The following is a 14,891-nucleotide window of genomic DNA, read 5'->3' as shown; positions in this document are numbered from 1 at the left end:
TAGAACCTTTAGACGCGTTGGCGAGAACGCCATCTCCATCGTCAATCGTGCGAATGGTCGCCGGCATTTTCGCGACGTACGCTTGGATCATCGTCGGCGATCCGGCGCTGCACCGGCAGCGCCGCACGACCGCCGCTTTCGTCCACTCAGGAGCGCCCATGCCTTCCACGACCGATATCCAGCGACCGGCCCGCGTCGAACCGACCGACGCGCAGAAGGCCTTCCGCCAGGCAATGGCCCACCTCGGCGCGGCCGTCAACGTGATCACCACCGCCGGGCCGCACGGCCGCTGCGGGATCACCGCGAGCGCCGTGTGCTCCGTCACCGACACGCCGCCGACACTGCTCGTGTGCCTCAACCGGTCGAGCGCGATGCGTGCAACGTTCGAACGCAACCGCCATGTCTGCATCAACGTGCTGCCAGCCGAACACGAGCAACTTGCGCGGCATTTCGCGGGGCTCACCGACCTGTCGATGGAACGGCGCTTCGATCTGCCGGTGTGGGATCGCGGCGAGCAGGACGTGCCCGTGCTGCGCGACGCGCTCGCGAGCCTGCAGGGCACGATCGCCGACATGAAGGAAGTCGGCTCGCATTCGGTGATGTTCATCGAGGCGACGTCGATCCGCGTACGCGACGACGGCGACAGCCTGATCTACTTCAGCCGTGCGTTTCATCGCGTGTCGCGCACGGCCTGCGTGCGGTGAATGGCGCGTGCCGCGCGTGACTACGCGGCGGCCCGCAACGCGCGCTGCCCGGCCGCAAGCGCGGCGCCCGCGAACAGCGTCAGCGCCGAATACACGAGCCCGCGCGCGAGCCCCGCGCTGTCCGACACCCAGCCGATCGCGACCGGCCCGGCGATCTGCCCGAACGCAAAGACCGTCGTGAACGCGCTGATCCCTTTCGCCCAGCCGTCGGGCGGCAGGTTGTGGCGCACGAAGGCCGTCGTCGACGCGACGGCCGACAGGAACGTCGCGCCGAACAGCACGCCCGACGCAAATGCGGCCACCGGATGCACGAATACCGCCGGCATCAGCGTCGCGATGCCGAGCAGCGCGTTGAGCACCGCGAGCGCCTGGCCGCCGCGCATCCGGTCGAGCAGCCCCGACCACAGCCGCGCCGACACGACGGTCGCGACGCCGAGCATCACGTAGAACGCGGCGACCACCGTGCCGCTCATCCCCGCGCCGCGCAGCAGCGCGACGATGAACGTCATGTAGCCGATGTAGCCCACGCCGAACAGGCCGTAGCCGGCCAGCGCGAGTGCGAAGCGCACGGGGCTCGCGGTCGCGGCCGGCACCGCGCCGTCGCGCGGTGCGGTCGGTGCCGCATGCACGCGCTCGATGCAGCGCGCGGCCGACACGGCCACTGCCGAGAACAGCACGCACGCGCACGCGAGCGCGAACCACGCGGGCTGCCAGCCATGGACACCCTGCGTCAGCGTGGCCGGCACGAGCAGTGACGATGCGACGATGCCCCATCCCGTGCCGCCGTAGTAGAGCCCGAGCAGCAGCCCCGCATCGCGCGGCGACGCCGACGCGAGCCGCGCGGCCAGCACGCCGCCGCTGATGAAGATCAGTGCGCTGCCGACGCCGGTCGCGAGCCGCTGCACGAGCAGCGCGTGCATGCCGGAGGTGACTCCGCACGCGGCCATCAGCAACGCGGTCAGCACGCATCCGGCCGCCAGCAGCGAGCGTGCTCGCCAGCGCCGCGACAGCAACGGAAACGCGAGTGCACCGACCAGGTAGCCGGCCGCGTTCGCGGTGTTCAGCGCGCCGGCCTGCGCGAATGTCCAGCCGAGATCGGCCTTCATCGGCGGCAGCAGCAGCGCGTACGAAAAGCGCGCGAGGCCGAGCGCGATCGCGCTACCGAGCGACAGGCCGATCGCGAGCCGCCACGCGGCCATGCGATCGGGGTCACGGTCGGGATAGGTGCTGGTCGCGCCGGGGTCCGGCCGCGACGGGCCGGCATGCTCCGGTTGCGGCGCTGCGCGCATCGCGTGTCTCCTTGGTCGTTCGAAGCCGCGGCAAGTCGTGACGGCGGAACCTGTGTTCCGTACGCGGCAATCCCGACTGTCGAGGCTTCCGATTCTGTCGAACGATCATACTTGAGCCGTCGCAGGCGAGCATGCGCTGGCAACCGGAACCCGGCCGCAGCAGCCGGATCGTCCATGCCTCGCCCGCTGCCAACCATCGCGGGAGCACGTCGGCCACCTGCCCGCGCTACCCCCGCAATCCCGTCATGAAGGCGGTGAACAACGCACGTCCCTCGGGCCATTCCGCCAATCCCGCCTCCGTATTCAGATGGCCACGCGGGCCGAGCTGCAACGGCGTCGCACCACGCTCGCTTGCCCACGCAATGCCGCGCCCGGACGGGTCGTACCCATCATCCGAACTGGCGATCGCCAGCACCGGCACGTCACCGAAATCGCCATCCGGCACATTCGCAAATGCGTTGGCCGCGGCCGGAAAACGCGGGCCGCCCGGATCGGGCACCGCAACGAGCCATGCGCCGCGCGCGACGCGCGCCGACGCCGCACGCCAGTGCGCGAACAGCAGGCAACCCAGCGAATGACAGATCAACACCGGCGGCGTCGCGGCTTGCGCAACGGCTTCATCGAGCGCCGCCATCCAGTCACGCAGGTCGGGCGCATCCCATGACGCAGGCGCCATGCGGATGGCGCCCGGAAGTGCAGCCTCCCAGTGGCTCTGCCAATGATCCGGTCCCGAGTTGCCGATCCCCGGCACGATCACGATCGTCTGGTCCATCTCCGTCTCCATGAATAAGCGAGCTCGCAGTCTGGCCTGCCGGATACCGGCCGGGAATGGCAAATCATCGGATATTGAGACAATATGCCGATGAATCAACGGAGCGGGAACGCGGACATGTCGAACGGAGAGCTCGATCGCCTGGATCTTTCGATCCTCGAGGCGCTACAGGAAAATGCGCGGATGCCGCTGTCCGAAGTGGGCCGGCGCATCGGGCTGTCGCAGCCGGCCACGTCGGAGCGCGTCAAGCGCCTGGAAGAGCGCGGCATCATCGCGGGCTACGGCGCACGAATCGATCCGGCCGCGCTGGGGTTGGGGATGATGGCCATCATCCGGTTGAAGACGACGCACGAACACATCAAGCCTGCGCTACGCGCATTCGCCGAGATGCCGCACGTGATCGAGGTCCACCGGATGACCGGTGAGGATTGCTTCCTGCTGAAGGTCCTGGTGCCGACACCGGGACAACTGGAAACCATCATCGATGCGATTGCCCGCTTCGGCGCGGTCACGACGTCGCTGGTGCTGCGGTCCGAGCCGGCCAAGCCACTCGGCAAGGCGCTGCTCGGTTGACGCGGGCAGCGGGCCTCGGGCCGCTAACGCGCCGCCGATGACCGGCGACGCGTTCGCGCGCAGGCACGCTTGCTCGCCGCGAACGACACCGCTCGCGACGATCTCGGCGATTGAATTCCCAATGAAAAATCGCCGCATGCAATGCGTCGATTCCGATTCGCGGGCTGTACGGCCGCAACGCGGGGTTCGAGGAACGTCATCCGGGCCTGCACCTCGGGCTGGGCGGCGGCGAAAACGGTAGCCACCACCTCGACCTGATCTTCGCGCGCGGCACGCTCGCGCTCGACGAGCGGATCGTGTTCGACGGCGGGTTCACCGTCTGACGAAGCCGCGGCGTGCTCAGGCGTCGGCGGCCGCCGTGTCGCCGAGCCACTTGTACATCACGAGGCAGTCGACGAAGCCGAGCCGCGCGTGACGATACGCACGCGGCAGACGGCCGACAATGTCGAATCCCAGCTTCCGCCACAACGCGACCGCCACCTCGTTCGTCGACACCACCGAATTGAACTGCATCGCGAGGAAGCCGCGCTCGCGCGCGACCTGCTGCGAGTGCTCGCACATCAGGCGCGCCACGCCACGGCCCCGCGCGGCCTCGCTCACCATGTAGCCGCAATTGCACACGTGGTTGCCGGGGCCGGCCGCATTCGCCTTCAGGTAGTACGAGCCAAGAACCACGCCGTCCTCTTCGGCGATCCACGTGCAGAGCGGCGCGTCGAGCCACAGCGCGCGCGCCGCCTCGGGTGTCGACGCCGGATCGAATGCATAGGTTTCCTGAGCAGCGACGATGGCACGGTAGGTCGGCCAGAAGCGCGGGAAATCGTCGTCGGTCATCGGGCGAATCGTGATCATGCGGTGTCTCTCGTGATTGGAATGTCGGCAGGAACGCCAGCGATCGTACCGTGATTCACGGACGGCCGCTGTCCCGTTGCGCCGCGCTGCGATACGCGCCCGGCGGCACGCCGTACCAGCGCTTGAATGCCTGCGAGAAACTCGACAGGTCGCTGAAGCCGAGCCGCTCGGCCACCTCCGCGAGCGACAGGCGCGCGTCGCCGAGCAGCGTCTCGGCCATCGCGCCGCGCGCCTGCGCGAGCAGCGCCCGGAACGTCGTGCCCTCCTCCTGCAGCCGGCGCTTGAGCGTGCGCGGGCTCGTGTTCATCAGCCGTGCCATGTCCTCGAGCGAGAACGGCGCGGAGCCGGGTGTCGCGGTCAGGTACTGGCGCACCATCTCCGCCGTGCCCACCCGCGCGCGTCGCGCGTCGAGCAGCTGGCCGCACATCTGCTCGCACATCGACACCGTCAGCGGATTCGCATGCGGCAGCAACCGGTCGAGAAACACGCGGTCGAAGGCGAGACTGTTCGCGCGCGCCGAGAAAGCGGGTTCGACGCCAGCGATGCGCGGCACCGGCGCGGACGGTACACGCGTCGCCTGCACCGTGAAGCGCGACAACGCGAAAGCGTCGCCGCCGATTTCCTGCAGCAGCACGGCCGCGGCCGCCATGTCGCGCTCGACGAGGAACCGGCTCAGTGCGCCATCGAGTTCCGGCGCGCCGAAACTGAGCACGCACGTCCCGTCTTCCTCACGGTACGTGATGACGGTGAACGCATAGGTGAGCGGCAGGAAGCGCATCGCCAGCGCGAGCGCGTCGCGCGCGCTCGCGCTGGCGATCAGCCCGTAGCCCCACACGCCGTAGGCGGAGAAATGGTAGCGCTGGCCCACCTCGAAGCCGAGGCCCTGCGCGCGCCCGAGCGCGCGCAGCAGGTTGCCGGTCAGCCGCAGCTCCTGCGCGGCCGTCACCTCGACCTTCGGATCGTCGAGCTGCGCGTCCGCGAGCCCGGTGCCGGCCAGCAGCGTCGTGTGCGGCACACCGCGTTCGTCGCCGAAATCGACCAGCAGCCGGGCGCTGGCCGGACTCCGGGTGAAATCCCAGAAGCTCATGCGGAGAAACCCTCGAAGCGCCAATTTGGCCCAAATACTAAAACAATTGTCCCGAAGCAGCATTGGTGTTTTCCCATGCGGCCAGCACCATCGGCGTCATCCAGTCGTCATCCGAACGACCCCATCGCCCTCCGGAGGAGACACCATGCGACAACGTCGCCCGACCGATCCCGCAGCCCGCTTCGCACGCCGGCGCGCCGCGTTCGCCCGCGATCCCGCCCCGCCGCTCGCGATTCGCCCGCCGCACCCCGCCCGCCGGTGCGCGCCGCCGAGCCCCGCCTGATCCATCGACCCTCGGAGAACGAATCCATGAGCAAGACTTTCGACTACATCGTCGTCGGCGGCGGTTCGGGCGGCTGCGTCGTCGCCGGGCGGCTGACCGAAGACCCGGCCGTGACCGTCTGCGTGCTCGAGGCCGGCGGCCGCGGCGACGGCACGCTCGTCAACGTGCCGACCGGCGCGGTCGCGATGATGCCGACCCGCATCAACAACTGGGCCTTCGACACGGTGCCGCAGCCGGGCCTCGGCGGGCGCATCGGCTATCAGCCGCGCGGCAAGATGCTCGGCGGTTCGTCAGGCATCAACGCGATGGTCTATGTCCGCGGCCATCGCGTCGACTACGACGGCTGGGCCGCGCTCGGCAACGAAGGCTGGGGCTACGACGACGTGCTGCCGTACTTCCGCCTGAGCGAGCACAACGAGCGCTTCGACGATGCGTGGCACGGCCGCGACGGCCCGCTGTGGGTGAGCGACCTGCGCACCGGCAACCCGTTCCATGCGCGCTACCTGGAAGCCGCGCAGCAGGCCGGCCTGCCGCTCACCGACGATTTCAACGGCGCGCAGCAGGAAGGCATCGGTATCTACCAGGTCACGCAGAAGCACGGCGAACGGTGGAGCGCGGCGCGCGCGTACCTGCTGCCGCACGTCGGCCGCCGCGACAACCTGACGGTCGAGACGCACGCGCAGGTCCTGCGCATCCTGTTCGACGGCACGCGCGCGATCGGCGTCGAAGTGCGGCAGCATGGCGAGGTCCGCACGCTGCGCGCACGGCGGGAAGTCGTGCTCGCGGCCGGCGCGCTGCAGACGCCGCAGTTGCTGATGCTGTCGGGCGTCGGCCCGGGCCGCGAACTCCAGCAGCACGGCATCGCCGTGCACGCCGACCTGCCCGGCGTCGGCCGCAACCTGCAGGATCATCCGGATTTCATCTTCGGCTATCGCACCCGCAGCGTCGACACGATGGGCGTGTCCGCGCGCGGCGGCCTGCGCATGCTGCGCGAGCTTGCGCGTTTTCGCCGCGAACGGCGCGGGATGCTGACGTCGAATTTCGCGGAAGGCGGCGGCTTCCTGAAGACCCGCGCCGAGCTCGATGCACCGGACATCCAGCTGCACTTCGTCGTCGCGCTCGTCGACGATCACGCGCGCAAGCTGCACGCCGGCCACGGGCTGTCATGCCACGTGTGCCTGCTGCGGCCGCGCAGCCGCGGCTCGGTCACGCTCAACGGCACCGATCCGCTCGCGGCGCCGCGCATCGACCCCGCGTTCTTCGACGATCCGCGCGACCTCGACGACATGGTCGCGGGCTTCCGCCTCACGCGCCGGCTGATGGAAGCGCCGGCGCTTGCCGGCTGGACCACGCAGGACCTGTTCACCGCGAACGTCCACACCGACGATGAAATCCGCGACGTGCTGCGGCGGCGCACCGACACCGTGTATCACCCGGTCGGCACGTGCCGGATGGGGCGCGACGCGCTCGCCGTCGTCGATCCGCAACTGCGCGTGCGTGGCCTGCAGGGGCTGCGGATCGTCGATGCATCGATCATGCCGACGCTCATCGGCGGCAACACCAACGCACCGACGATCATGATCGCCGAGAAGGCCGTCGACCTGATTCGCGGCACGTGCCGCACGCCCGCGCGGCCGCAGGGCGAAACCGTCAGCACAACGACGAATCCTGACCCCGTTCCAGCATCGCGCGGCGCGCACGATGCCGTCCAGCCTGAGGAAACCCACCATGTCGTCGCGTGACGCAACCCGTCTGACCGAACCCGCCGCACCGCTCGCGGCGATCATCATCGGCGCCGGCTTCGCCGGCATCGGCATGGCAGTCGCGCTACAACGCGCCGGCATCCACGATTTCGTGATTGTCGAACGCTCGCACGACGTCGGCGGCGTGTGGCGCGACAACAGCTACCCGGGCGCCGCCTGCGACGTGCCTTCGCACCTGTACTCGTTCTCGTTCGAACCCAATCCGGCGTGGTCGCGCGTGTTCGCGCCGCAGCCCGAAATCCATGCATACCTGCAGCATTGCGCGCGCAAGTACGGCCTCGCGCGCTACCTGCGCTGCGGCGCCGAAGTCCAGCAAGCACGCTACGACGAAGCCGCCGCGCTGTGGCGCGTCACACTCGCCGACGGCACGACGCTGAGCGCCACCGTGCTGGTCAGCGGCACCGGCCAATTGAGCCGCCCCGCCATGCCCGACCTGCCCGGCATCGACACATTCCGCGGCCGCGCCTTCCACTCTGCGCACTGGGATCACGACTATTCGCTCGCCGGCAAGCGCGTCGCGGTGGTCGGCACCGGCGCGTCGGCGATCCAGTTCGTCCCCGCGATCGCCGGCGACGTGCAGCGCCTGGTCGTGTTCCAGCGTTCGCCGGCCTACGTGATGCCGCGCCCCGACCGCGCGTACCGCCCGTGGGAAAAGGCGCTGTTTCGCCGGCTGCCGTGGGCGATGAAGCTGCATCGCGCGTCGATCTACCTGCGCTACGAATCGCGTGCGATCGCGTTCACGCGCCTGCACAAGATCATGAAGGTCGCGGTCGGCCGGCCGTTCCACAAGCTGCTCGCGCGCGACGTGCCGGACCCGGCGCTGCGTGCGCGGCTCACGCCCGACTACCCGATCGGCTGCAAGCGCATCCTGCTGTCGAGCGACTACCTGGCCGCGATGAGCCGCGACAACGTCGAGCTCGTCACGCAGCGGATCCGGCGCGTCACGGCGGACGGCATCGAGACCGCCGACGGCGTGCATCATCCGGTCGATGCGATCGTCTACGGCACGGGGTTCGCGGCGACCGAGTTCCTGTCGCCGATGCGCATCACGGGCCGCGACGGGCTCGACCTGAACGACGCATGGCGGCGCGGCGCGCAGGCGTATCTCGGGCTCACCGTGCCCGGTTTTCCGAACTTCTTCATGCTGTACGGCCCGAACACCAACCTCGGCCACAACTCGATCGTCTACATGCTCGAAAGCCAGATCGCGCACGTGATGCGCTGCCTGCGCACGATGCAGCGCGACGGCGCATGCGAAATCGACGTCGACGCGCGCCGCTACCGGCGCTTCAACGTGCATGTGCAGCAGCGGCTCGAAGGATCGGTGTGGAACAGCTGCAAGAGCTGGTACGTCGATGCGTCGGGACACAACAGCACGAACTGGCCGGGCTTCACGCTGACCTACCGGTGGATCACCCGCTTCACCGGGATGTCAGCCTACCGCTTCACGCATCCGTTGCCCGAATCGGTCGCACCGACGCGCGCCGTCATGGTCGCGCCGCCCGCCGGCCGGCTGGAGGCACTCGCCGCCGCGTCGTTGCGCAGCTTCCTGCGCGTCGCGTTCCGGCCGCTGATCGGGCCGCCGTTCGGCGCGCGCATGCAGCGCCGCGTCGTCGCGCTGCTGTCGCCGCTGATGCCGGGCACGGGCGGCACGCTGCGCTACCGTACGTCTGCGCATCACGTGCCGGTCGAAGTCGTTGCGCCGAAGCGCGGCGACACGGGCGGCGCGATCCTCTATCTTCACGGCGGCGCCTTCTGTCTCGGCGGGCCGCATACGCATCGCGGCGTGACGACGCGGCTCGCGAACGATGCCGGCCTGCCGGTGTGGGTGCCCGACTACCGGCTGGCCCCCGAGCATCCGAGCCCGGCCGCGCTCGACGATGCGCTGGCCGTCTATGACGCGATGCGCGCGCAAGGCCATGCGCCGCACCGGATCGTGATCGCGGGCGATTCGGCCGGCGGCGCGCTGACGCTGGCACTGGCCATCGCGCTGCGCGAGCGCGGCGAGCCGGCCGCCGCCGCGCTGCTGCTGATCTCGCCCGTGACCGATCCCGCGCTCGGGGGCGCGACGCTGGCTTCGCGCCGCGGCGACGATCCGATGATCCGTCGCGGCTGGCTCGAGCAGGGGCTGCGCTGGTATCACGGCGCCGGTTCGGTGGCCGCCCGCGGCCCGCTCGACACCGACCTGCGCGGTTTGCCGCCGATGCTCGTCCAGGCCGGCGATCAGGAGGTGCTGCTGTCGGATGCGCAGCGGCTGGCCCGTCATGCGCAGGCCTGTGGCGTGCCGTGCAAGCTGGAGATTCATGCGGCGCGCTGGCATGTGTTTCATCTGCAGGCGTTTTACCTGCGGTCGGCGCGGGATGCGTTGCGGACGCTGGCGGGGTTTGCGGCGGAGCGGGTGGCGGTGAGATAAACAAGAATCAAGCATGACGAACGACCGGGGTCCAGACAGATACATCTGCCTTGGTCGATTCGCGAACCCTGTTTCATCTCGATCAGAATCGCACCGAAGCGGAGCCGACTGCATGTCACCCATGTCTCTTTTACCACTTTGACACTCTGCAACGATCCACCCTTCCCTCATCTCGATAACACGACATTCCACGATCCATCCGACTTATCATCAGCATCCCAAATGGATTAGGTCGACTACGGAATGTCCAGGAAAAGCTATTCTTCGCTGCTGTTTGACTCAGGGCAAGTTGACGCTCGCTGCCATCGATCCCCGACAACCCTGCCCCGCGTCAGCGTCATGGAAAAAGGCACCGAGAAGCAGGGGAACGTCAATGACTAAAGCAGCTATCCGCGATAGCGATCCGACGACGACACGAGGCTTCGTCATCGCGATCTCTTCGACGATCTACGACGACGAAAGGCGAGTCGCATTGAGTGGGGACAAAGCGACATGCGGGAATTGCGACGGTACCTTCGACATTATCGGATCCGGAGAGGGGCTGTCCGAAAACGGTCGAAACGTGGTCGTTGATGGTGACTGGGTAGGTTGCCCATGCAGGGAAAATCGCGTCATCGTGGGCAATAACCCCGGGATATTTCTGGAGTCGTCGGGAAGCACACACCCGGCTGAATCGAGTGCCCAGCACCTACGCTCCACAACGCCGACACCGGCGATTCACGACGAGCAGATCCGGTTGATCGATCGATCTTCAGGATGGCCTCTCACAGATCTCCGATACCGAATCACGGATTCATCAGGTCGGCTTGTCGAAGGACGAACCGACGGAAACGGGCGGACACGTCGATTCGAGACATCCTGTCGCGATGCAATCGATATCCAAATATATCGGGGGAAATAACGAATGTGCAAGAACCACACGGATTCGCCTGACGACGACGGATGGGAATCGGTCGGCACGGTTTTCACAAACACGACAGCGGGCTCAGTCAGGGATATCGAGCTGGACCTGACTCCAATATGCCAGGACATGACGAACAAGGCATTTCGGGCATCGATCGTCAGACTTCGCAACATGGCTGTTCCATTGATTCAGGATCGCATTGTAGGCCTGACAAGATGGGACGAAGCCGAACAGATGCGCGTGCGGAAGTGGTTCGGCCGCGGTGACGACACGACACGCACTACACTTCGACTCGGAATGCCAAGGCTGCTGGACGTCATGCAATCGCTCAAGCCTGAAAACGTCATCCGGTGGGATCAGCAGAAGCAACGAAACATCACGTGCACGGTTTTCCCGGACAACGGGCACACCGATGCCGCGGTATGCAAACCTGATTCTGAAAGGCGTATCATCGCGATCTATTCGCACTTCTGCACGTCGCCTCCAGCGCAGCGCTGGCGCGGATGCCAGCTGTTGACGCTGATCCACGAATGCACCCATTTTACCGACGTGTTCGACTCCAACGACGAGATGTATGGCGTGTCGATCGGTTTGACCTTCTGGGCGCAATCCAATCCCGATAAAGCAATTCGCAACGCGGACAGCCTGGCTTGCTACGTCGGCTTCGACGAATAAGGAACGCGCGTGATGCGACACTTTCTCCTTGCAAACCTGCTCGCGCTTTCAATATTCGCCTCAACACCGCTCGCATACGCCTGCACGATTTCGACGGACATGGCAGATACGTTGCCGCTGAACGCTACCGACATCCCCAACAAAGCTCGGGTGAGAATCGCCGAGATGGTTCTGGAGGCCCGTAACTGGCCGAACGTCGACATCCGCGGAATCGTCTATGCGGGTGGTTACGTGCGGGAACGAAATCCGTCAGACCTCGCCTACCGACGCGCTGTTGCGCTGAAAGCCTACCTGATCCAGTTGGGCATCAGCGAACAGAACATCTGGGTAGATACCAGGACCATCAAGTATCCCGACATCGACAACGACGGCCGGCCTTCTCTCAATCAGATTGCCGTGACGCTGGTCCCGATATGCGATGGGGGATGCGAGCGCCTGTGTAGCGATCCGCGCGTGACGCCGACATCCAGAGCCCTACGTCAAGGTGACGTCCGACCCAACCCCTCAACGGAGCAACCATGAGCCCGTCCAAAGACGCTGTATCGCATCACGACGCGGAAGTCGCCGAACTACGCGCCGACCCCGAACTTTTAGCTTCGTATTGGAAAATTGCGACAGAATCGCTTGACGATCCCGACAGTCACGCGGCCGCCCTCCACGCTCTGCAAGCGATCGCCGAGGCAGGCAACCGTACCCTTACCCTCTCGGCTCCTGCGCGAACCTGAACGCCCCCTCACGGCCGAACCATCCACACCAGCAGCATCTCCGCCGGCGCGGCCGTCATCCCCGCCGGCGGATGCTCGATCGTCGGCTCGACCGCCAGCGCTTTCGCAATCGTCGCCGCATCGTCGATCGTCGTCGTGCGCACGATCGTCATCAGCCGCGCTGGCCGGTGCAGCGTCTCGCGATACAGCGCGCCGTACCACAGCGGCCGCATGCCGAGCGCGTCCTGCAACACGTACGGATAACGCCACAACCGCAGCACGAGGCGGCTTTCCGGCTGGCCCGGATCGATGCGCACGAACACGCGGCGCGTGCTTTCGCCGTGCGTGTAGCGCGGCAGCACGGGCAGCGTGTCGGCCGGCGCCTGCGGCAACAACCAGCGCAGCGCGGTGGCCGGCGACCACGGCGTCGCGCGCTGCCAGCCGGCCTGCGCGAGATGCCGGTCGAGCGTGTCCGACGTCGCGCTCCATTGCAGCGGCAGATATTCCTCGCGGTCGCCGCCGATCTCGGTACGCCGCACCGGCACGCGCTGCCACCCGCCGCGCAGCCACTGGTCGACCGTCATCGCGACCACGTCGCCGACATGCGGGCGCGCCGCGCGGTCGAGCTGCCATTGCGCGGGAACCGTCCATACGCCAGCCGTCGCGAGCACCACGGTCACCGCGATGAGCGCGCCCCTCGGCTGCACATGCTCGCGCACGCGCCAGTACGCATACGCGCCGGCGAGCAGCGCGAACCACGCCAGACCGAGGCTCCAGCCGCCCAGCAGGCCTGACAGCCACGTGTCACCGACATACAGCCGCGCGAAGCCGCCGAGCACGATCCACAGCACCACCGCCGTCACGACCGGGATCCGCCACAGCGCGGGCCGGTCGCGCGTCAGCACCCAGCCGAGGCCGCTGCTCGCGAGAATCGCGAACGCGGCTTCCGCATCGGGCAGCGGCACGTGCAGCGCGCCGGGAGGCAGGCTCGCGGGCGTCGCGCCGGGCACGCCCGCGCCGAATACCGGCACGAGCACGACGGCAACGCCGACCGTCACGAGCCACCACGCGGCCGTCAGCCAGCAGCGATGGATCATCAGCCAGACGAGAAACGCGGCCGCGACGATCAGCCCCGTATCGTGCCCGTGCAGCACGGCCAGCGCGCGCATCGTCGCGTCCACCGGCGGCGTGCGCAGGTTCTGCAGGAACGCATACAGCGCGATGTCCGCGTGCATCAGCGGATCGTTCGCGACGACATCCTGCACGAGGCCCGCGAACAGCCACACGCAGCCGATGAACAGCAGCGCGAGCGCGGGCACCGCGCCCGGCAGCCCGCGCACGTAGGCGATCGCGTCGTGCAGCCGCGCGCCGAACCGCGGCCAGCGGCGCGCGCATGCGTGCACACCTTCGACGAGCGCGCGGCGCAGCAGCGGCCAGCCGCGCCGCAGCGCCACGCGCACGCCGATCCACACGAGCGCGACCAGCGCCGCGACGACCAGCAGGATCACGGCGACCCGCACGCTGATCGCCGCGGCCAGCGCGGCCGACGCCCCGAACAGGATGCCCGGCGCGACATGCACGGGCGCCCAGATGAGCGCCGAGACGACATTGACCGGATAGAACGACCGGCGCGGCAGCGTCGCGCAGCCGACGACGACCGGCACGACCGCGCGCACCGGCGCAAGAAAGCGCGCGAGCACGATGCTCTTCATGCCATGACGCAGCACGAACTCCTCGCCGCGCGAATAGGCGGCCGCATAGCCGAAGCGTGCCCACGCATTGCGAATCACCCCGCGATAGTGCCGCCCGAGTTCGTAGCTGATCCCGTCACCGACCACGGCGCCGACCGCCGCGACACCGATGGTCGTCCAGCCGTCGAGCGCGCCCGCGCCGATCAGCGCACCGGCCGCGAACATCACGGCGCCGGCCGGCACGACCGTGCCGATCAGCGCGATCGCCTCGGCGCAGGCCGTCACGAACACGATCGCGAGCACGAGCAGCGGATGCGCGCCGATCGCGCCGATCCACGCGTGGATCGTGTCGCTCATCGCACGCTCCACGGCGGGGTAGCCCGGTGTGCGAACACCGGGCCGGCGATGGCATGGGGAACGTTCATCGGGCGTTGCGCGCGATCGCGCCGGCGTGACGGGTCAGTCGAACTCGTGCTGCCGCGCGTCCGCCTCGAGCGGCGCGTCGTGATAGCCGACCGTCGCGATCTCCTGCAGATAGCGCGCGAGAAACGCGCCGATCGATCCGGCGGCCTCGTACTGATGCACATGGCGGAATTCGTGGGTCAGCAGGCGGCGCGTGTCCTGGCCGCGCAGCACGTACACCGCATGACCGAGCGTGAGCCCGATCGTGCCCGGCGACAGCAGCCCCGTGTCGCGGGCGATCGCGGCCAGAGAAGGCATCTCGGGAAACGGCATGCGGTCCACGATCACCACGCGGATCTGCTCGGGCTGCGCGACGCCGACCGTGCGCGCGTCGTCGGCCTGCGCGGGCGTCAGCGCTGCGCCCTGCGCGATCCCGCGCGCCGCCTCCGCTTCGGCCCATGCAACGGCGGCGGGCAGTGCGGACGGCAGGATATCGGCAAGATCGATCATCGGGGGGCTCCTCGGGCGGTTGTCGTGGCATCGGGCACCAGTTTAGTCCCGAATCGGGGCGACTCGCGGGGCGGCTCGCGACACGTCGCGCCGTTCTGTCCCGGTTGCCGCACCGATCAGGGAATACCCGGATTCGCACCCGCTTCGCCGCGTACCTTTTCCCTGGGATTATTTCGTTTCAGTACACATTCCGCGGTCGACTATCTCGAAAATTTCCCGGATGTGTACCGTTTTCGGATTCGGCGGAATATATTGGTCGGAAGAACAGCCGC

The 14,891-nt window shown here is 67.9% G+C and carries 13 protein-coding genes and 2 pseudogenes; 9 read left to right on the top strand and 6 right to left on the bottom strand.

Annotated features, from left to right (window positions below; genetic code table 11):
* Positions 1 to 158: 158 nt before the first annotated feature.
* On the top strand, positions 159 to 704 hold the full coding sequence (gene hpaC, locus QZM67_RS14675; protein ID WP_175024679.1) for a 4-hydroxyphenylacetate 3-monooxygenase, reductase component: 546 nt from the start codon (positions 159 to 161) through the stop codon (positions 702 to 704).
* Between the two features lie 20 nt (positions 705 to 724).
* On the opposite strand, the gene QZM67_RS14670 is transcribed toward hpaC, so the two are convergent.
* The gene (locus tag QZM67_RS14670; protein WP_301804196.1) at positions 725 to 1,993 is read right to left on the bottom strand and encodes a YbfB/YjiJ family MFS transporter; all 1,269 of its coding nucleotides are present in this window, start codon (positions 1,991 to 1,993) and stop codon (positions 725 to 727) included.
* A gap of 226 nt (positions 1,994 to 2,219) precedes the next feature.
* Positions 2,220 to 2,765, bottom strand: coding sequence for an alpha/beta hydrolase (locus tag QZM67_RS14665; protein WP_301804302.1), 546 nt, complete (start codon positions 2,763 to 2,765; stop codon positions 2,220 to 2,222).
* Positions 2,766 to 2,882: 117 nt separating this feature from the next.
* Here QZM67_RS14665 and QZM67_RS14660 point away from each other — a divergent pair, with 117 nt between their 5' ends.
* Positions 2,883 to 3,338, top strand: a complete 456-nt coding sequence (locus tag QZM67_RS14660; protein WP_011356102.1) for an Lrp/AsnC family transcriptional regulator — start codon at positions 2,883 to 2,885, stop codon at positions 3,336 to 3,338.
* 146 nt (positions 3,339 to 3,484) lie between these two features.
* Positions 3,485 to 3,661 (top strand): annotated as a pseudogene (locus QZM67_RS14655) (leucyl aminopeptidase); the annotation flags it as partial.
* Positions 3,662 to 3,677: 16 nt separating this feature from the next.
* Here the strand turns inward: QZM67_RS14655 and QZM67_RS14650 are convergent.
* Positions 3,678 to 4,187: a GNAT family N-acetyltransferase gene (locus QZM67_RS14650; protein WP_301804192.1), complete on the bottom strand. Its 510-nt coding sequence runs from the start codon at positions 4,185 to 4,187 to the stop codon at positions 3,678 to 3,680.
* Positions 4,188 to 4,242: 55 nt separating this feature from the next.
* Positions 4,243 to 5,274 carry an AraC family transcriptional regulator gene (locus QZM67_RS14645; RefSeq protein WP_175024684.1) on the bottom strand — a complete coding sequence of 344 codons (1,032 nt, stop codon included), beginning with the start codon at positions 5,272 to 5,274 and terminating at the stop codon, positions 4,243 to 4,245.
* A 309-nt stretch (positions 5,275 to 5,583) separates the two neighbouring features.
* Between QZM67_RS14645 and QZM67_RS14640 the strand changes: the two genes are divergently transcribed.
* The 6 genes and pseudogenes from QZM67_RS14640 to QZM67_RS14620 all read left to right on the top strand — a co-directional run.
* On the top strand, positions 5,584 to 7,299 hold the full coding sequence (locus tag QZM67_RS14640; RefSeq protein ID WP_301804189.1) for a GMC family oxidoreductase: 1,716 nt from the start codon (positions 5,584 to 5,586) through the stop codon (positions 7,297 to 7,299).
* On the top strand, positions 7,286 to 9,733 hold the full coding sequence (locus tag QZM67_RS14635) for an alpha/beta hydrolase fold domain-containing protein (RefSeq protein WP_301804187.1): 2,448 nt from the start codon (positions 7,286 to 7,288) through the stop codon (positions 9,731 to 9,733). Before QZM67_RS14640 ends, QZM67_RS14635 begins: the two co-directional genes overlap by 14 nt.
* A 373-nt stretch (positions 9,734 to 10,106) precedes the next feature.
* Positions 10,107 to 10,634 (top strand): PAAR domain-containing protein, encoded by a 528-nt coding sequence (locus QZM67_RS39940; protein WP_175024688.1) that lies wholly within the window; start codon positions 10,107 to 10,109, stop codon positions 10,632 to 10,634.
* A gap of 3 nt (positions 10,635 to 10,637) precedes the next feature.
* Positions 10,638 to 11,312, top strand: coding sequence for a M35 family metallo-endopeptidase (locus QZM67_RS14630; protein ID WP_301804183.1), 675 nt, complete (start codon positions 10,638 to 10,640; stop codon positions 11,310 to 11,312).
* A 12-nt stretch (positions 11,313 to 11,324) separates the two neighbouring features.
* Positions 11,325 to 11,834, top strand: a complete 510-nt coding sequence (locus tag QZM67_RS14625) for a hypothetical protein (protein ID WP_175024690.1) — start codon at positions 11,325 to 11,327, stop codon at positions 11,832 to 11,834.
* Positions 11,831 to 11,995, top strand: a pseudogene (locus QZM67_RS14620) (transcriptional regulator); the annotation flags it as partial. The gene QZM67_RS14625 and the pseudogene QZM67_RS14620, both read left to right, overlap by 4 nt.
* Before the next feature lie 50 nt (positions 11,996 to 12,045).
* On the opposite strand, the gene QZM67_RS14615 reads toward QZM67_RS14620, so the two are convergent.
* On the bottom strand, positions 12,046 to 14,064 hold the full coding sequence (locus QZM67_RS14615; protein WP_301804180.1) for an LssY C-terminal domain-containing protein: 2,019 nt from the start codon (positions 14,062 to 14,064) through the stop codon (positions 12,046 to 12,048).
* A gap of 102 nt (positions 14,065 to 14,166) precedes the next feature.
* On the bottom strand, positions 14,167 to 14,619 hold the full coding sequence (locus QZM67_RS14610) for a hypothetical protein (protein WP_089453620.1): 453 nt from the start codon (positions 14,617 to 14,619) through the stop codon (positions 14,167 to 14,169).
* Between the last annotated feature and the right edge of the window lie 272 nt (positions 14,620 to 14,891).

The sequence above is a fragment of the Burkholderia sp. AU45251 genome (assembly GCF_030482905.1).
GTDB lineage: Bacteria > Pseudomonadota > Gammaproteobacteria > Burkholderiales > Burkholderiaceae > Burkholderia > Burkholderia aenigmatica.
This window is presented reverse-complemented; position numbering and strand designations above follow the sequence as displayed.

Bases quoted from the DNA above. Each gene is read 5' to 3' on its own strand.
- hpaC (WP_175024679.1), top strand. From the start codon at position 159: ATGCCTTCCACGACCGATATCCAGCGACCGGCCCGCGTCGAACCGACC.
- QZM67_RS14670 (WP_301804196.1), bottom strand. From the start codon at position 1,993: ATGCGCGCAGCGCCGCAACCGGAGCATGCCGGCCCGTCGCGGCCGGAC.
- QZM67_RS14665 (WP_301804302.1), bottom strand. From the start codon at position 2,765: ATGGACCAGACGATCGTGATCGTGCCGGGGATCGGCAACTCGGGACCG.
- QZM67_RS14660 (WP_011356102.1), top strand. From the start codon at position 2,883: ATGTCGAACGGAGAGCTCGATCGCCTGGATCTTTCGATCCTCGAGGCG.
- QZM67_RS14650 (WP_301804192.1), bottom strand. From the start codon at position 4,187: ATGATCACGATTCGCCCGATGACCGACGACGATTTCCCGCGCTTCTGG.
- QZM67_RS14645 (WP_175024684.1), bottom strand. From the start codon at position 5,274: ATGAGCTTCTGGGATTTCACCCGGAGTCCGGCCAGCGCCCGGCTGCTG.
- QZM67_RS14640 (WP_301804189.1), top strand. From the start codon at position 5,584: ATGAGCAAGACTTTCGACTACATCGTCGTCGGCGGCGGTTCGGGCGGC.
- QZM67_RS14635 (WP_301804187.1), top strand. From the start codon at position 7,286: ATGTCGTCGCGTGACGCAACCCGTCTGACCGAACCCGCCGCACCGCTC.
- QZM67_RS39940 (WP_175024688.1), top strand. From the start codon at position 10,107: ATGACTAAAGCAGCTATCCGCGATAGCGATCCGACGACGACACGAGGC.
- QZM67_RS14630 (WP_301804183.1), top strand. From the start codon at position 10,638: ATGTGCAAGAACCACACGGATTCGCCTGACGACGACGGATGGGAATCG.
- QZM67_RS14625 (WP_175024690.1), top strand. From the start codon at position 11,325: ATGCGACACTTTCTCCTTGCAAACCTGCTCGCGCTTTCAATATTCGCC.
- QZM67_RS14615 (WP_301804180.1), bottom strand. From the start codon at position 14,064: ATGAGCGACACGATCCACGCGTGGATCGGCGCGATCGGCGCGCATCCG.
- QZM67_RS14610 (WP_089453620.1), bottom strand. From the start codon at position 14,619: ATGATCGATCTTGCCGATATCCTGCCGTCCGCACTGCCCGCCGCCGTT.